15 protein-coding genes and 1 tRNA gene are annotated in these 16,239 nt (G+C 65.4%); 14 read left to right on the top strand and 2 right to left on the bottom strand.

The window, feature by feature from the left end; translation table 11 throughout:
- Nucleotides 1–22 precede the first annotated feature (22 nt).
- From ATJ78_RS13855 to ATJ78_RS13830, 6 genes are all read left to right on the top strand, one after another.
- Nucleotides 23–94, top strand: a tRNA-Gln gene (locus ATJ78_RS13855).
- Nucleotide 95: 1 nt separating this feature from the next.
- Nucleotides 96–1,526, top strand: a complete 1,431-nt coding sequence (gene glmU / locus ATJ78_RS13850) for a bifunctional UDP-N-acetylglucosamine diphosphorylase/glucosamine-1-phosphate N-acetyltransferase GlmU (protein ID WP_098408776.1) — start codon at nucleotides 96–98, stop codon at nucleotides 1,524–1,526.
- A gap of 34 nt (nucleotides 1,527–1,560) precedes the next feature.
- A complete protein-coding gene (locus ATJ78_RS13845; protein ID WP_098409402.1) occupies nucleotides 1,561–2,538 on the top strand; it encodes a ribose-phosphate diphosphokinase in 978 nt (325 codons plus the stop codon).
- A gap of 156 nt (nucleotides 2,539–2,694) precedes the next feature.
- Nucleotides 2,695–3,747 carry a D-2-hydroxyacid dehydrogenase gene (locus ATJ78_RS13840; protein WP_245836333.1) on the top strand — a complete coding sequence of 351 codons (1,053 nt, stop codon included), beginning with the start codon at nucleotides 2,695–2,697 and terminating at the stop codon, nucleotides 3,745–3,747.
- A gap of 12 nt (nucleotides 3,748–3,759) precedes the next feature.
- Nucleotides 3,760–4,554, top strand: a complete 795-nt coding sequence (locus ATJ78_RS13835) for an IclR family transcriptional regulator (RefSeq protein WP_098408775.1) — start codon at nucleotides 3,760–3,762, stop codon at nucleotides 4,552–4,554.
- Nucleotides 4,555–4,679: 125 nt separating this feature from the next.
- Nucleotides 4,680–6,104 carry an MFS transporter gene (locus tag ATJ78_RS13830; protein ID WP_098408774.1) on the top strand — a complete coding sequence of 475 codons (1,425 nt, stop codon included), beginning with the start codon at nucleotides 4,680–4,682 and terminating at the stop codon, nucleotides 6,102–6,104.
- A gap of 69 nt (nucleotides 6,105–6,173) precedes the next feature.
- Here ATJ78_RS13830 and gnd read toward each other — a convergent pair whose 3' ends face one another.
- Nucleotides 6,174–7,625, bottom strand: coding sequence for an NADP-dependent phosphogluconate dehydrogenase (gnd, locus tag ATJ78_RS13825; RefSeq protein ID WP_098408773.1), 1,452 nt, complete (start codon nucleotides 7,623–7,625; stop codon nucleotides 6,174–6,176).
- Nucleotides 7,626–7,808: 183 nt separating this feature from the next.
- On the opposite strand from gnd, the gene manD reads away from it, so the two are divergent.
- From manD to ATJ78_RS13800, 5 genes are all read left to right on the top strand, one after another.
- On the top strand, nucleotides 7,809–9,047 hold the full coding sequence (gene manD / locus ATJ78_RS13820; RefSeq protein WP_098408772.1) for a D-mannonate dehydratase ManD: 1,239 nt from the start codon (nucleotides 7,809–7,811) through the stop codon (nucleotides 9,045–9,047).
- 168 nt (nucleotides 9,048–9,215) lie between these two features.
- Nucleotides 9,216–9,758, top strand: coding sequence for a gluconokinase (locus ATJ78_RS13815; RefSeq protein WP_245836332.1), 543 nt, complete (start codon nucleotides 9,216–9,218; stop codon nucleotides 9,756–9,758).
- Nucleotides 9,758–11,161 (top strand): GntP family permease, encoded by a 1,404-nt coding sequence (locus tag ATJ78_RS13810; RefSeq protein ID WP_098408771.1) that lies wholly within the window; start codon nucleotides 9,758–9,760, stop codon nucleotides 11,159–11,161. Before ATJ78_RS13815 ends, ATJ78_RS13810 begins: the two co-directional genes overlap by 1 nt.
- Nucleotides 11,162–11,173: 12 nt before the next feature.
- Complete coding sequence (locus ATJ78_RS13805; protein WP_098408770.1) at nucleotides 11,174–11,947, top strand: glucose 1-dehydrogenase; 774 nt, start codon at nucleotides 11,174–11,176, stop codon at nucleotides 11,945–11,947.
- Nucleotides 11,948–11,964: 17 nt separating this feature from the next.
- Nucleotides 11,965–13,011, top strand: coding sequence for an L-idonate 5-dehydrogenase (locus ATJ78_RS13800; protein ID WP_098408769.1), 1,047 nt, complete (start codon nucleotides 11,965–11,967; stop codon nucleotides 13,009–13,011).
- Here ATJ78_RS13800 and ATJ78_RS13795 read toward each other — a convergent pair whose 3' ends face one another.
- Nucleotides 13,012–13,722, bottom strand: coding sequence for a FadR/GntR family transcriptional regulator (locus ATJ78_RS13795; RefSeq protein ID WP_098408768.1), 711 nt, complete (start codon nucleotides 13,720–13,722; stop codon nucleotides 13,012–13,014). It abuts the gene before it with no gap.
- Between the two features lie 90 nt (nucleotides 13,723–13,812).
- On the opposite strand from ATJ78_RS13795, the gene ATJ78_RS13790 reads away from it, so the two are divergent.
- The 3 genes from ATJ78_RS13790 to pth all read left to right on the top strand — a co-directional run bounded on the left by ATJ78_RS13790 (nucleotide 13,813) and on the right by pth (nucleotide 16,227).
- A complete protein-coding gene (locus ATJ78_RS13790) occupies nucleotides 13,813–14,763 on the top strand; it encodes a hypothetical protein (RefSeq protein WP_143741426.1) in 951 nt (316 codons plus the stop codon).
- Nucleotides 14,764–14,947: 184 nt separating this feature from the next.
- Nucleotides 14,948–15,562, top strand: a complete 615-nt coding sequence (locus tag ATJ78_RS13785; protein ID WP_098408766.1) for a 50S ribosomal protein L25/general stress protein Ctc — start codon at nucleotides 14,948–14,950, stop codon at nucleotides 15,560–15,562.
- A gap of 80 nt (nucleotides 15,563–15,642) precedes the next feature.
- Nucleotides 15,643–16,227 carry an aminoacyl-tRNA hydrolase gene (gene pth / locus ATJ78_RS13780; protein WP_098408765.1) on the top strand — a complete coding sequence of 195 codons (585 nt, stop codon included), beginning with the start codon at nucleotides 15,643–15,645 and terminating at the stop codon, nucleotides 16,225–16,227.
- Nucleotides 16,228–16,239 lie beyond the last annotated feature (12 nt).

Below are 16,239 nucleotides of genomic sequence, written 5' to 3'. Positions count from 1 at the left end.
GTGCGCATTCTCGAATGTGTGGTCCGCCTTGGTGTAATGGCAGCACGACAGCCTTTGGAGCTGTGAAGTCTAGGTTCGAGTCCTGGAGGCGGAGCATGAGCGATAACAAGCTGGCCATCGTCATTCTCGCCGCTGGCCAGGGCACGCGGATGAAATCCCGATTGCCGAAGCTGCTTCACCCCATCGCCGGAGCACCGATGCTCGGCCACGTGCTCGCCACCGCACGCGCCCTTGAGGCAGAGCACGTCGTCACCGTCGTGCGGCACGAGCGTGACCGCATCGTCGAGGTCGTGCAGAACGAGCTCCCGTCGAGCCTCGTCGTCGATCAAGACGAGATTCCAGGCACCGGCCGCGCTGTCGAGCAGGCTGTCGCCGTTCTTCCCGATGACTTCGATGGTGACGTGCTCGTCGTGAACGGCGATGTTCCGCTTCTCGACTCCGCGACGCTCACGCAACTGATCGCAAAGCACCGCAGGGCGCTCGCCTCGGCGACGCTGCTGTCGGCGCTGATCGACGACGCCACCGGCTACGGGCGCATCATCCGCGCGAAAGACGGCTCGCTCGACCGCATTGTCGAGCAGAAAGACGCGACGGCCGCAGAGCTGTCTGTGACCGAGATCAACGCCGGCGTCTACGTGTTCCGCGCGGGGCCGCTCCGGCGCGAGATGCCGAAGCTCACGACCGAAAACGCGCAGGGCGAGAAGTACATCACCGACGTCGTCGGCCATCTGCGGCGGTCGGGGGACGCCATCTCTGCCGTTCCCGTCTCTGAGCCGTGGATCGTCGAGGGCGTGAACGACCGCATCCAGCTCAGCGTCGCGGCAGCTCGTCTGAACAACCTGATCATTCGGGGATGGCAGCGCGATGGCGTCACGGTGCAGGATCCCTCGTCGACGTGGATCGACATCAAGGCGCAGCTCGCGCCCGACGTCGTGATCAAGCCGGGCACGCAGGTGCTCGGATCGACAGTCGTCGCCGCGGGTGCCGAGATCGGACCAGACACGACTCTCGTCGATTGCGAGATCGGTGAGGATGCTGTCGTGAAGCGAACCGACGCGACACTCGCTGTCATCGGGCCCGGCGCGTCCGTCGGACCGTTCTCGTACCTGCGGCCCAACACCGTGCTCGACGCCAACGGCAAGATCGGAACGTTCGTCGAGACGAAGAACTCGCACATCGGCAGAGACAGCAAGGTTCCGCACCTGTCGTACGTGGGCGACGCGAGCGTCGGCGAAGGCGCCAACATCGGGGCCGGCACGATCTTCGCCAACTACGACGGCGTGAACAAGCACTCCTCGACGATCGGCTCGCACGTGCGCACCGGATCTCACAACGTGTTCGTCGCGCCGATTACCATCGGAGACGGTGCCTATACCGGCGCTGGAACCGTGGTGCGCAAGGATGTTCCGGCCGGGGCTCTCGCCATTACCGTGGCACCCCAAAGGAATATGGACGGCTGGACTCAGGCCAATCGTCCCGGGACGGCAGCCGCAGATGCTGCGGCCGCTGCGGAGCCCGAAGAATAATCCGCACGTCGACAAGCGACAGAAAGCAGGGGTTGTGTCAGGAATCAAAGTTTCGGGACAGAAGCGGCTCGTTCTCGTCTCGGGAAGAGCGCATCCGGAACTCGCCGAGAAGATCGCCGCAGAGCTCGGCTCCGAACTGGTCCCGACCGACGCCCGCACGTTCGCGAACGGTGAGATCTATGCGCGCTTCGATGAGAGCGTTCGCGGTTGCGACGCGTTCGTCATCCAGTCGCACCCCACGCCCATCAACGAGTGGCTCATGGAGCAGCTCATCATGGTCGACGCGCTGAAGCGCGCATCGGCAAAGCGCATCACCGTGGTCGCGCCCTTCTACCCCTACGCGCGCCAAGACAAGAAGGGCCGCGGCCGCGAGCCCATCTCGGCACGCCTCGTCGCCGACCTGTTCAAGACAGCCGGTGCCGATCGCATCATGTCCGTCGACCTGCACGCGGCTCAGATTCAGGGATTCTTCGACGGCCCGGTCGACCACCTCTTCGCGATGCCCGTGCTGCTCGAGTACTTTCAGAAGCGACTCGACCCGCAGACGCTCACCGTTGTCTCTCCGGACATGGGCCGCGTGCGTGTCGCAGACAACTGGAGCGACAAGCTCGGCGCACCGCTCGCGATCATCCACAAGCGGCGCGACCCGCTCGTTCCGAACCAGGTCTCCGTGCACGAGATCGTGGGTGACGTGAAGGGGCGAGTGTGTCTTCTCGTCGACGACCTGATCGACACGGGCCGCACGATCGTCAAGGCTGCGGAGGCCCTCAAAGAGAACGGCGCGACCGGTGTCGTCGTCGCGTCAACGCACGCGGTGTTCAGTGACCCGGCCCCCGAGATTCTGCAGTCGTCGTCGATCGACAAGGTCGTCGTGACTGACACGCTTCCCCTCACGCCCGAGCAGCAGTTCGAGAAGCTCGAGGTGCTGACGATCGCACCTCTGCTGGCACGCGCGATACGCGAGGTGTTCGAGGACGGTTCCGTGACGAGCCTCTTCGACGGCGCGGCGTAGCCCGGCAGCATCCTGACGGACGACCGTGATCTGCCGACCACGGTCGTTTGTCGTTTCTGGATGCCCTTGCTGGCGACGAATCAGCAGAGAGAACGGCGTTCAGGGTAATGAATCTCCGTTACACTCGGGAGAACGACGACAGTGGAGGAGGCACCTGTGGCAGAAGACCGACTGCGCGTCGCTGTAGCGACGCCGCTGAGCGACGAACTCTGCGCCATGATTCAGGAACGCGAGCCCCGAGTGCAAATGGTGCGCGACCCGGAGCTTCTGCCTCCCATGCGCCATCCCGCTGATTTCGCGGGCGATCCCGACTTCTCACGCACCGGCGACGAGCAAAGGCGTTTCGAGGAGATCATCGACGGCGCTGATGCTCTCTACGGCATCCCCGATGTTGACCCGAAGGCTCTCAAGCGCGCGGTCGACGCGAACTCGCGGCTGCGCTGGGTTCAGGTGATGGCCGCGGGCGGCGGGGGACAGGTGAAAGCGGCCGGCCTCGAGCCGCAGCAGCTTGAACGGGTGTCGTTTACGACGTCGGCCGGAGTGCATGGAGGTCCGCTCGCCGAGTTCGCGCTCTTCGGGCTGCTCGCCGGAGCCAAGTCGCTTCCCCGACTGCAGCGACAGCAGAGCGCACATGTCTGGAGCGGCCGGTGGGAGATGGCGCAGCTCTCTGAGCAGACGGTTCTGGTGCTCGGTCTCGGCGGAATCGGGACTGAGATCGCTCGACTGCTGTCGGCATTCGGTGCGACCGTCATCGGCACGGCACGGCACGAGCGCGAGGTCGAGGGCGTCGACGAGTTCGTGCACCCCGACAGCATTGCCGACGTCGCCCACCGAGTCGACGCTGCCGTCGTGGCGCTTCCGGGCACGTCGGCGACGGAGAAGCTCGTCGGCGAGCGTTTCTTCGCAGCGGCACAGCGCGGTCTCACCGTCGTCAACGTGGGGCGTGGAACCGTGATCGATGAAGACGCTCTCGTTCGCGCGCTCGATGATGGGACGGTGGGCTTCGCCGCGCTCGACGTGGTGGCGTCCGAGCCGCTGTCCACGGACAGCCCGCTCTGGGACCATCCGAATGTGCTGCTCAGCCCTCACACGGCTGCGCTGAACGCTGCTGAAGAGCGGCGTATCGCCGAACTGTTCGCCGACAATGCGACACGGCTCCTCGATGGCCGGCCGCTGCGTAATCTCGTGGATACCGTGGACTTCTACTGATCGGAGGCGCCAATGGCATCGGAATCGTCAGCGGATCGGGCACCGGCCGTCGCTCGGGCGGTGCGCGTGCTCGACCTTCTTGCTGAGTCGCAGGGCGAGCCGCAGTCGCTGACGTCGATCTCCAAGGCTCTGGGCGCGGCGAAATCATCGACGCTCAACGTGTGCGCCGCACTCGAAGACGGCGGCCTGCTCCGGCGCACGGATGCCGGCTACGTTCTGGGAAGACGCGTCATCGAGCTCGGCGGCGCGTATCTGCACTCGTTCGATCCAGTGCTCGAGTTCTACCGCGCGTGCGCGGAATCGGAGGTTCTGCGCCACGAGCGTTGCCAGCTTGCCGTGCTCGAAGGCACGAACGTGCTGTACTTGGCAACGCACGTCGGTCGTGCGCCGTTCCGCCTGTCCGCGGGAATCGGGTCGCGCTATCCAGCATCCATCACCGCTGTCGGAAACGCGCTTCTCGCAGAACTTGCCGACGATGAGATCGATCGGCGCTTCGCCGACGACGCGACGCGTCCCGCCTTCACACCGGATTCGACGACGAGCCTTGCTGGGCTCAAGCAGAAACTCGCAGATACACGTCAACGAGGTCACAGTCTCGACCGGGGTGAGGTGTACCCAGGACTCGCGGGTTTCGCCATCGTCGTTCCGCCTCAATCGAGCGGTGAGGTTCCGCTCGCCCTCGGTGCATCGATGCTCGAGTCCGAATTCACGGACCCGGCGATGCAGACGGCTCTCGACGCGCTGATCGAGGTGGGCCGTCGCATGTCGAATCCCATGAATCTTGCCCCGGAAGCGCTCGCTCAATAATTCGTTCATCATGTTGAACCCGGTTCAGCATAGTGTTATCGTCGTGCGTGGGGCAATCGCCCCGGACCACGATCTTCCGTCAACGGCGACGACACTCGTCGCTGGCGGTCCTCTGGAGGTTTTCCATGAGTACCGGTGCATCGACACCCTCTAGCCCTCGCGGGTCCGCTGACCCAGAGTACGCCGCGAACCTGCGGCGCGCGACGCTCGCGTCCAGCGTCGGAAGTGCCCTCGAGTATTACGATTTCGCGCTCTACGGTCTCGCCTCTGCGCTGATCTTCGGCGAGCTGTTCTTTCCCGCGCTCGGAACCAACGCGGGGCTGGCCGCAGGCTTTGCCACATTCGCGGTCGGCTTCTTAGCGCGTCCTTTCGGCGGGCTTCTGTTCGGCACCCTCGGCGACAAGCTTGGGCGAAAAGGCGTTCTGATCGCGACGATCGGCCTGATGGGCGTCTCGACGACCCTCATCGGTGTGCTGCCGACCGGTGACCAGATCGGCATCTGGGCCCCCATTCTGCTCGTCGTGCTCCGCGTGCTGCAGGGACTCGGGGCGGGAGCCGAGCAGGCGGGAGCCACGGTCCTCATGGCCGAGTACGCTCCCGTGCGCCGGCGCGGTTACTTCTCGGCGCTGCCGTTCGTCGGGATCATGATCGGCACGATCATCGCGTCTGTCGTGTTCTTCTTGCTGGGGCTTGTCGACACGCAGATCGTGCATGACTGGCTGTGGCGTGTGCCGTTCCTCGCATCGATTCTGCTCATTGCCGTCGCCATCTTCATTCGTCTGCGGCTGCGCGAGAGCCCGGCGTTCATCAACCTCGAGAAGAGCGAGCAGATCGCGCACAATCCGCTGAGGGAGGCGTTCGCGCACTCGTGGCGCACGCTCCTGAGAGGAATCGGTCTGCGCATGGCCGAGAACGGCGGCTCGGCGATCTATCAGACCCTCGCGGTGAGCTACATCACCCAGGTTGTCGCTGTCGACGAATGGCAAGGGCCGCTCGCCATCGCGATCGGCGCGATCATCGGAATCTTCGTCATTCCCGTCGCCGGCGCGTTGAGTGACCGCTTCGGTCGTATGCGGGTGTACCGCATCGGGTCGGTGATTCAGCTTGTGCTGGCCTTCCCCGCCTGGTGGCTCATGTCGACGGGATCCGTGTGGCTCATCATCCCGGTTCTCGCGATCACGTACGGCCTGGGCGTCAACGTCATGCTCGGTGCCCAGTGCGCCGCGTTGCCGGAGCTCTTCGGAAACCGGCACCGCTACATCGGTGTCGCGATCACACGTGAGTTCAGCGCTGTGATCGCCGGGGGAATCGCTCCGCTTATCGGTGCCGGCCTGCTTGCCGCGTTCAGTGATTCATGGGTTCCGCTCGCGGGCTATGTCGTTCTGTTGTCGGCGCTGACGCTGTGGGCGACGATCGTGACGCCCGAGACGCGCGCACGCGATCTCGATCTCGCGAGCGATGCCATCGACGACAGCAACGAGGACGTCAGCAGCCGACCTCTGCCGACGGTGTCGCGGCGTGAGTTCAAGCGCAATGGCGGCCGCGGCTGACACCGACGGCCGACAGCACGGGGCCCCGCGGATGATCATCCGCGGGGCCCCCATCGTGAAGCGTCAGCGTCAGTGCGTGTCTTCCGCGCTGACCTCACTGCGGTCGCCCGACCACAGCGTATGGAACGTGCCGTCCTTGTCGACGCGCTTGTACGTGTGCGCTCCGAAGAAGTCGCGCTGACCCTGCACGAGAGCAGCGGGCAGACGGTCGGCCCGCAGCCCGTCGTAGTACGACAGCGACGATGAGAAAGCTGGCGCGGGAATCCCTGACTGGGCGGCTCCCGCAACGATCCGACGCCACGAGTCCTGAGCATCCGACACGATGGTGGTGAAGAACGGTGCCGTCACGAGAGCGACGAGGTCCGGGTTCTCTTCGTACGCCTCTGTGATGCGGTTGAGGAATCGCGCACGAATGATGCAGCCGCCACGCCAGATCTTGGCGATGTCGCCCTTCTTGATGTCCCAGCCGTACTGCTCGGCACCGGCGACGATCTCGTCAAAGCCCTGCGAATAGGCGATGATCTTCGACGCGTAGAGCGCCTGACGCACGTCTTCGATGAAGGCATCCACGTCTTTGACCTCCCACGAGGCCGAAGGGCCGGGCAGGTCGGATGCTGCGTCGCGCTGCGCCGGCTTCGACGACAGCGAGCGTGCGAACACCGCCTCGGCAATGCCCGAGACGGGGATGCCGAGGTCGAGCGCCGTCTGGACGGTCCATGCACCGGTTCCTTTGGCGCCCGCCTGGTCGAGGATGACGTCGATGAGCGGCTTGCCCGTCTCGGCGTCCACCTGGCGCAGCACCTCGGCGGTGATCTCGATGAGGTACGACTCGAGCTCGCCCGTGTTCCACTCGGCGAAGATATCGGCGATCTCGGCCGGCGTCTTCCCCGTTCCGCGGCGAATGAGGTCGTACGCCTCGGCGATGAGCTGCATGTCGGCGTACTCGATGCCGTTGTGCACCATCTTCACGAAGTGCCCGGCGCCATCGGTGCCGACGTGCGTCACGCAGGGCTCGCCCTCGGCGACGGCGGCAATCGACTTGAGGATCGGCCCGAGCGTTTCCCATGCCTCAGCGGAGCCGCCAGGCATGATGCTCGGCCCACGCAACGCGCCCTCTTCGCCACCGGAGATGCCGGCACCGACGAAGTTGATCCCCGTCTCGCGCACGGCCTTCTCACGACGAATGGTGTCGGTGAACAGTGCATTGCCGCCATCGACGATGATGTCGCCCGGCTCAAAGTGCTCGACGAGCTGGTCGATGACAGCATCCGTGCCCTTGCCCGCCTTGACCATGATGATGGCCGTGCGCGGCGTCGACAGTGAGGCGACGAAGTCTTCGATCGACTCGGACGCGATGAACCCGGCGTCCGGGAACTCCTCGACGACGGCGCGCGTCTTCTCGGGGGAGCGGTTGTAGATCGCGACCGTGTTGCCCTCGCGGCTGGCCAAGTTGCGGGCCAGGTTCGAGCCCATCACCGCCATTCCGATGACGCCGATGTTGGCCTGTGCGGTATCCGCCATGAGATCTCCTCGTTTGTCTATGGGCGAAAGGGAAAGTCGTGAGCGCACGCGGGTGTGGCAGGTCGTTGGATGCTGTCGACGCTGGAGAATCCTTCGGTCAACGCTAGCAAACGGGTTGCGTGAGCGACGCCGCATGACGATTGAGGTGTACCTTTCAAGCGGAACGAGCAAAGGAGCAGCACCGTGAAGATCGACAAGGCAGAGGTTATCGTCACCAGCCCCGACCGCAACTTCGTCACCCTCAAGCTGACGACGGATGACGGGCTGACGGGGCTGGGCGACGCCACTCTGAACGGCCGAGAGCGTGCCGTGGCGACGTATCTCGGCGAGCACATCGTTCCGCTGCTCGCCGACCGCGATGCGACGCGCATCGAAGACACGTGGCAGTTCCTGTACCGCAGCGGCTACTGGCGCCGCGGACCGGTCACGATGGCGGCGATCGCCGCCGTCGACATGGCGTTGTGGGACATCAAGGGCAAGGCCGCCGGAATGCCGGTCTATCAGCTGCTCGGCGGCGCAAGCCGAAACGGCATGATGGCGTACGGGCATGCCTCAGGCAAGGAGCTTCCCGAGCTGTTCGACTCGATCCGAGAGCACCAAGCTCTCGGTTACCGTTCGATTCGCGTGCAGACGGGCGTGCCCGGCCTCGAGTCGATCTACGGCATCGCGTCGAATAAGGGTCTCCCGGGCAACGAAGGGGTCCGCTACGATCACGAGCCGGCGCAGCGCGGCGCCCTGCCCGCGCAGGAGGATTGGGACACGCGGTCGTACCTGCGGCACGTTCCGACCGTCTTCGAGGCGGTGCGCAACGAGTTCGGTCCTGAGCTTCCCCTGCTGCACGACGGGCACCACCGCATGACACCGCTGCAAGCTGCGCAACTCGGCAAGTCGCTCGAGCCCTACGACCTGTTCTGGCTCGAAGACTGCACGCCGGCCGAGAACCAGGAAGCTCTGCGTCTCGTTCGACAACACACGACGACACCGCTCGCGATCGGCGAGGTGTTCAACACGGCCTGGGACTTCCAGACGCTCATCTCCGAGCAGCTCATCGATTACGTGCGCGCTGCGTCAACGCACTTCGGCGGGATCTCGCCCCTGAAGAAGGTCATGGACTTCGCCGCGATGTACCAGGTGAAGTCCGGCTTTCACGGACCGACGGATATTTCGCCCATCGGGTTCGCCGCGCAGTTGCACGTCGGGCTTGCCATTCACAACTACGGCATTCAGGAGTACATGCAGCACGGCGATAAGACGAACGCCGTCTTTGACCAGTCGATGATCTTTGACGACGGATACCTGCATCCGGGTGACAAACCAGGACTGGGCGTGGAATTCGATGTCGACGAGGCGGGCAAGTACCCCTACACGACGGCCTATCTTCCCTACAACCGGCTCGCCGACGGCACCGTCCACGACTGGTGACGGGGCGCTGAACCGTCAACCGATTGATTCCGGCACCCGCTGGCGCATAGCCTGACTCGCATCGGTTTGACACAGGACCGCGAGAATCGCTAGGTTCTCCATAAATCTGATTTAAACGCGCCGAGGCCTGATGTAATCAGATGTAGCGTCGCGTCTGAGGGAGTCGGAATGAAAGCCAACGGCGAACTGCCGTCTTTGATCGTCATGGGCGTCTCGAGCAGCGGGAAGTCCACTATCGGGGCATTGATGTCAGAGCGTCTCGGCGTTCCCTTCATCGACGGTGACGATCTTCATCCCGATGAGAACAAAGAGAAGATGCGGTCGGGGATCGCGCTCAACGACGCCGACCGTTTTCCCTGGCTGCACCGCATCGGTCAGCTCATCGACGCCGGTCGCGTCGAAGGGCACGCAACGATCGTCGCGTGCTCGGCTCTCAAGCGCAGCTACCGCGACATCCTCCGGGAGCACGCGCCCGACCTGATCTTCGTGCATCTCACCGGCTCGCGCGCACTCATCGAAAAACGGATGAAGGCGCGGCACCACGAATACATGCCGACGAGTCTTCTCGACTCGCAGTTCGCGACGCTCGAACCTCTCGAACGCGATGAACGCAAGATTCTCGTGCCGATCTCGCTCGAACCCGACGAGATGGTGCACGTCATCATCTCAGCAATCAACCGACTGACCCGAAACACCGACAAGGAAGTCTGATGACAGACATCGATCTCAACTGGACTCTTCCGGTCCCCGCGCTGCTCGGCATGGCCGTGCTCGCGATCGCGCTCCTGCTGCTTCTGATCATGAAGTTCCGCGTGCACGCGTTCCTCGCGCTCATCATCGTGAGCATTCTCACGGCAGTTGCCTCGGGCGTTCCGGCCAACGAGCTTGTGCCGACCCTCGCCGACGGCTTCGGGGGAACGCTCGCGAGCGTCGCGCTCCTCGTCGGTCTCGGCGCCATGCTGGGGCGCATGCTCGAGCTGTCGGGTGGCGCGCAAGTGCTCACCGACGCTCTGATTCGCAGATTCGGCGAGAAGCACGCGTCACTCGCCCTGTCGATCGCCTCACTCATGATGGGCTTCCCCATCTTCTTCGACGCGGGTCTTGTCGTGATGCTGCCGATCATCTTCACGATCGCACGGCGACTCGGCGGATCGCTCCTGCTCTACGCGTTCCCCGCCGCGACGGCATTCTCGGTCATGCACATCTTCGTTCCGCCGCATCCCGGCCCCGTCGCCGCGAGTGGCCTTCTCGGCGCGAACGTCGGCCTTGTGATGCTGTTCGGTCTCATTGTCGCCGTGCCGACGTGGTATCTCGCCGGCTATCTTTTCGGCACCTTCCTCGGCCGGCGCATCGACATTCCCGTGCCGACCATCCTCGACGCCAAGAAAGACAGCGACGAAGAGGCCTTCCGCTCGCAGCCGAAGCTCGGCACGATCGTGTTCCTGCTCGTGCTTCCGCTTGTTCTAATCTTCCTCAACACTGGTCTCAACTTCGCCGCGACGGCCGGCTGGGTCTCCCTCGAAGACGGCTGGGTTCAGGCTCTGCGAGCCGTCGGAGAGACGCCCGTCGCGCTGCTCATCACCGTTGTGCTCGCCATGTGGCTGCTCGGCTGGAAGCAGAAGAAGAAGCGGTCCCTCGTCGAAACCGTCGTCGACAGTGCGCTCGGCCCGGTATGTTCCATCATCCTCATCACGGGCGCGGGCGGAATGTTCGGTGGCGTCCTCCAGGCGAGTGGCATCGGCGACGCCATCGCCTCATCGCTCGACGCCGTCGGACTCCCCGTTATCGTCGCCGGATTCATCATCGCCGCTGTCGTACGCCTCGCACAGGGATCGGCAACCGTCGCGCTCACGACGGCGGCGGCACTCGTGCAGCCCGTCGTTCTCGATGGCGGAGGCTTCAACACCGTGCAGGTCGTGTCGATCGTGCTCAGCCTCGCCGCGGGCTCGGTGTTCGCCGGCCATGTGAACGACTCCGGATTCTGGCTCGTCAGCCGCTTCTTCGGCATGGACACCAAGACAACGCTGAAGACGTGGACCGCAGGACAGGCTCTCGTCGGTGTCATCGGGTTCGTCTTCGCACTCGTGATCTACGCCGTCGCGAGCGCCTTCTAGAAGGGGCAGAACATGACGCATTCGCTCTTCGACCTCTCTGACCGCGTCGCGCTGGTCACCGGATCGAGCCGGGGAATCGGCCGCGAGATCGCCGCTGCCCTCGCCGAGGCGGGAGCACATATCGTGCTGAACGGTATGAACGGCGATCGGCTCGAGCACACCCGGGCCGAGTTCGCGGAGCGCTACGGCGCCGACAGAGTGGATGCCGTCGCGTTCGACGTCACCGACCCGGACGACGTCGCTTCGGCGATCGAACGCGTCGAGCAGAACATCGGCCCGCTGCGCATTCTCGTCAACAATGCGGGAATTCAGCACCGGGTGCCGATGCTCGACCTCGACCTTGCCGACTGGAAGCGCGTTCTCGACGTCAACCTCACGAGTGCGTTCCTCGTCGGCCGCGAAGCGGCGCGGAGGATGATCCCGCGCGGAGCGGGCAAGATCGTCAATGTGTGCTCGGTCCAGACCGACCTCGCCCGGCCCACGATCGCGCCGTACACCGCGTCGAAGGGTGCGCTGCGCAACCTGACACGCGCCATGACCGCGGAGTGGGCGGCATCCGGTCTGCAGATCAACGGAATCGCACCCGGGTACATCCACACCGAGATGACGCAGAACCTCGTCGACGACGAAGCCTTCAACTCCTGGATCCTGGGTCGCACGCCCGCACAGCGGTGGGGGACACCCGCCGACCTCGCGGGCCCCGCCGTGTGGCTCGCCTCAGACGGTTCGGACTACGTCAACGGCCAGGTCATCTTCATCGACGGCGGCATGACCGTCGTCGTGTGACACCCTTCAGGAGAGACGTGACAGTGGAGAATCCAGAAACAACGCTTGCTGTCGTCGCGCACGCGAAAGACGATCTGCGCGTCGAGCAGATTCCGCTTCCGAAAGCGCAGCAGAACGAGACCCTCGTGCGCATCGCCTACGGCGGCATCTGCGGCTCCGACCTGCACTACTGGCTCGCTGGCGCCGCCGGCGAATCGGTGCTGCGCGCTCCCATGGTTCTCGGGCACGAGGTCGTCGGCACGGTCGCGCGAGCGGCAGCAGACGGCAGCGGGCCGCGGGAGGGAGCTCGCGTCGCGGTGCATCCCGGAACGCCGGGAACCGCGCCCGGGCGATACCCGCCTGAGCGGCCGAATCTTGCCCCTGGAAGCACTTACCTCGGAAGCGCCGCGCACGTGCCACACACCGAGGGCGCGTTCAGCGAGTTCGCCGTCCTGCCCTCACGCATGCTGCGCGAACTGCCCGCCGGTCTCAGTCTTCGAGACGCTGCGCTGACGGAACCGGCAAGCGTCGCATGGCACGCCGTCGCGCGCGCGGGCGACCTGAGCGGCAAGCGCGTGCTCGTCATCGGGGCCGGTCCCATCGGATCCCTCGTCGTCGCCGTCGCCCACAGGGCGGGTGCGAGCGAGATCGTCGCCGTCGACCTTCACGACAAGCCTCTCGAGATCGCTCGAGCCGTCGGTGCCACGTCGACGATCGACGCGAGGGATGCTGACGCGATCGCTGCCGTGGAAGCGGATGCCGTCTTCGAGACGTCGGGCAACCACAACGGGTTCGCCTCGGCCGTTCGCGGCGCAGCGCGCGGCGGACGCGTCGTCATGGTCGGGCTCCTGCCGTCCGGGCCTCAGCCAGCGCTCGTGTCGACAGCAATCACGCGCGAACTCGATCTTCTCGGCTCGTTCCGCTTCGATGCTGAGATCGACGACGTCATCGCCGCTCTTGCAGACGGCTCGCTCGTCGTCGACCCGATCGCAACGCACGAGTTCGCGGCATCCGATGCTCTCGAGGCGTTCGCCGTCGCGCGCGACGCATCGCAGAGCGGAAAGGTGCTGCTGCGCTTCGACTGATCACCGAAAGACGCGGTCGACGGCCTGCCAGACGCCCTCGACCTCGGCCACGGTGCGTCGCATGATCTGATCCATGGCCTCGTGCGCCTCGGCCGGACGTCGCCCGTGGACGGCGTCAGCGACGTCGAGGTGCAGCGCGAGCGCCTCTTCGTGCGGCTTCTCCGGCATGAGACCGAGTTCGGTGCGACCTCGCAGCACCTCGGCGATGACGCTGTCGAGAGCGGCGAACATCTCATTGCCGCTCGCAGCGAGCACCCGGGAGTGGAATTCGATGTCGAGCTCGAGAAACGCGTCGAGATCACCCGAACGACCGACGCTGCGCATGCGTGCGGCGAGCGACACGAGAGGTTCGGCGAAGGCGTCCGGGGCGTGCCGCGCGGCCAGCTCTGCCGCGGACGGCTCGACGGCGCAGCGCAGCTCCGTGAGTGATCGCAACTGGGCTCCGCGCTCACCCGCGAGCCGCCAGCGAATCACGAAGGGGTCGAAGACGCGCCAGTTCTCGGAGGCCAGCACGGTGATGCCGACGCGTTTGACGATCGTCAGCAGACCGAGCGACTGCAGCACGCGAACGGCTTCGCGCACGACAGACCGCGAGACGCCGTGCTCGTGTTCGATCTGCTCTGCGCGCATCACGGTGCCCGGAGCGAGCTCACCCGAGACGATGCTCTCGCCCAGCGCGTCGAGAACGCGATCGTGAAGGCTGCCCGGCATGCAGACCAGGCTATCGTCAGCGCACGCGGAGTTCAGCGAGGCGCGTCGGGGCTGCACACGTTGCACCCGCCAGCCCCTACACTCAGGGGCATGAGCGAGATTCCGGATGCTGCGACGAGCGATCGCGCCTCGGCGCCCGCGCCGCCGTGGCAGCGCCGTGTCGCGAGCGCCGTCGTCACGATCGTCACGCGGTTTCTCGGCCTCGGTCTCGTGTTCTCCGGAGGAGCCTCGACGCTCACGGCGGGAACGGGCGACGCGACCGTCGGCACCGCAGACTGGGTGAGCGTCGCCGCTGGCCTCGTGCTGATCGGCATCTCGGCCGCATCGATGATCGTCTCCACGTGCGGGGTCATCATCGTGGCCTGCACCGAGATCGTCGTCTCTCTGCTCGGACTCGTCATTCCGTTCTCGCTCGGCAGTCGCGACGTGCACCCGGTGAACTGGCCGCGGGCCGTGTACGCGGTGGTCTTCCCCGACGGCGCCGAGCTCGCGGGCTTCGCAACAGCATCCGGTTTTCTTCTCGTTCTCGGTGCCGTCTCGCTTGCCGCAGCCCTCGGTCATCGCGGGCGGCGTCGCTCCGGCTCTCGCGTCTCTCCGCTCCGCCGTATCGTCGCCATGGGCGGCGCCGTCGTGCTGAGCATTCCCGGCGCTGTTCTCGTGTGGGCGGGCGGGTACCACCAGGTCGTCGCCTATCGCGTCTTCGTGTCGCCCGACGTCGCCGTCGGCCCCGTGATCATGATCATCGCGGGCGCGCTCCTGTGCGCGGCCATCGCCGCAGCGGGGCGGCTCTCTGCCGCAGCGCTCTACGCGTTCGGATTGTTCTGGGTGACCATGTGGGTGGCGTTCGGAGCGTTCCTCTCGGGTGCGACGCCTGAGACCGTGTCGATCATTCCTGCCTGGGCGACGACGACGGCGGTGATCTGGGGTGTGAGTGGACTGAGCGCGTCTGTCGCTCTGTTCCTGCTCGTGTCCGGCGGCGTCATGCGGTTTGTCGCGCTCTCAACGCGTCGCGTCGCGCCTCCGGTCGACGCCGAATCGTGAAACGCGCGAATGCTGTAGACTTTTCGATTGAACTTCGGCGAGGGACACACGCGTGTCCGTTATCGACGCGGTGGATGGGCACAGGCTTGTCCTCACGCTGACATGCGTTCGAGTCGACAACACAATCGTTACCTGGGCCACGTGCCCGACCGACCAGCCGGCGCGGCCGGCAAGGAGAGAAACCATGGCTGAACAGCTCAAGCTCAGCGCTGAGACGCGCGAGTCCTTTGGCAAGGGCGCGGCACGCAAGCTCCGCGCAGCGGGAAAGATCCCCGCAGTGGTCTACGGCCACGGCGCGGCGCCCCTGCACCTCACGCTTCCCGGTCACGAGACCATGCTTCTGCTGCGCCGCAGCAACGCGCTCATCGAGATCGACGTCGACGGCAAGAAGCACCTGACCCTGGTCAAGGACGTTCAGCGTGACCCGGTGTCGCAGATCATCGAGCACGTCGACCTCATCGTCATCAAGAAGGGCGAGCGCGTCGACGTCGAGGTTCCCGTGCACCTCGAGGGCGAGTCGTTCAGCGGCACCATCGTCATGGTCGAGGTCACGACCGTTCGCCTGAACGTCGCCGCCACGAACATTCCCGAGAGTCTCTCGCACTCGATCGAGGGAGCTGTCGAGGGCACCCAGGTGCTCGCTGGCGACATCACTCTGCCCGAGGGCGCAGAGCTCGCCGAAGAGGCGGACCTGCTTCTCGCGCACGTCACCGTGCCGAGCGCGCCGTCAGAGGCTGAGGAAGAGGCCGCTGAGGCTGCCGCCGCCGAAGAGGCAGCCGAGGGCGCTTCCGAGGAGTAATCGACACGCTTTCGGGCCCGCTGCTCGCGTTTGAACGAAGCGCTGCGGCGGGCCCGATCCGTTTGCGAAGGAGAGCACGAATGGCAGCCGACACCTGGCTCGTCGTCGGTCTGGGCAACCCGGGAGCGGGATACGCCAGCACACGGCACAACGTCGGGCAGATGGTTGCCGACGAACTCGCGCGGCGGCTCGGCGCACGGTTCTCACGGCACAAGGCCCACGCCCTCGTCGCCGAGGGGCGCATGGTTCCCGGCGGGCCGAAGATCGTCGTGGCCAAGAGCATGTCGTACATGAACACGTCCGGCGGCCCGGTCGCGGCGCTGCTGTCGTACTACTCGCTCGACGTCGACAGGCTCATCGTCGTGCACGACGAACTCGACATCCCCTTCGACACGCTCAAGCTCAAGACGGGCGGCGGCCACGGCGGGCACAACGGCCTGCGCGACATCGGCAAAGCGGCATCCGCTGATTTCACCCGAGTGCGTGTGGGCATCGGTCGTCCCCCCGGGCGGCAGGATGCCGCGGATTACGTTCTGCGACCGTTCACGACGGCCGAGCGCGAGGTTCTGCCGTCTGTGATCGCGGATGCTGCCGCCGCGGTCATGCTCATCGTCGACGACGGTCTTGTCGCGGCGCAGCAGAAGGTGCACGCCCCGAAAGCGTGAGGCGCGCACCGA

The organism is Paramicrobacterium agarici, assembly GCF_002563955.1.
Lineage (GTDB): Bacteria > Actinomycetota > Actinomycetes > Actinomycetales > Microbacteriaceae > Paramicrobacterium > Paramicrobacterium agarici.
The sequence above is the reverse complement of the archived record's forward strand: the minus strand, read 5'-3'. Positions and strand labels throughout refer to the sequence as shown.

Excerpts from the sequence above, each read along its gene's own strand:
- glmU (WP_098408776.1), top strand. The coding sequence starts at position 96 with ATGAGCGATAACAAGCTGGCCATCGTCATTCTCGCCGCTGGCCAGGGC.
- ATJ78_RS13835 (WP_098408775.1), top strand. The coding sequence starts at position 3,760 with ATGGCATCGGAATCGTCAGCGGATCGGGCACCGGCCGTCGCTCGGGCG.
- ATJ78_RS13830 (WP_098408774.1), top strand. The coding sequence starts at position 4,680 with ATGAGTACCGGTGCATCGACACCCTCTAGCCCTCGCGGGTCCGCTGAC.
- gnd (WP_098408773.1), bottom strand. The coding sequence starts at position 7,625 with ATGGCGGATACCGCACAGGCCAACATCGGCGTCATCGGAATGGCGGTG.
- ATJ78_RS13815 (WP_245836332.1), top strand. The coding sequence starts at position 9,216 with ATGAAAGCCAACGGCGAACTGCCGTCTTTGATCGTCATGGGCGTCTCG.
- ATJ78_RS13810 (WP_098408771.1), top strand. The coding sequence starts at position 9,758 with ATGACAGACATCGATCTCAACTGGACTCTTCCGGTCCCCGCGCTGCTC.
- ATJ78_RS13805 (WP_098408770.1), top strand. The coding sequence starts at position 11,174 with ATGACGCATTCGCTCTTCGACCTCTCTGACCGCGTCGCGCTGGTCACC.
- ATJ78_RS13795 (WP_098408768.1), bottom strand. The coding sequence starts at position 13,722 with ATGCCGGGCAGCCTTCACGATCGCGTTCTCGACGCGCTGGGCGAGAGC.
- ATJ78_RS13790 (WP_143741426.1), top strand. The coding sequence starts at position 13,813 with ATGAGCGAGATTCCGGATGCTGCGACGAGCGATCGCGCCTCGGCGCCC.
- ATJ78_RS13785 (WP_098408766.1), top strand. The coding sequence starts at position 14,948 with ATGGCTGAACAGCTCAAGCTCAGCGCTGAGACGCGCGAGTCCTTTGGC.
- pth (WP_098408765.1), top strand. The coding sequence starts at position 15,643 with ATGGCAGCCGACACCTGGCTCGTCGTCGGTCTGGGCAACCCGGGAGCG.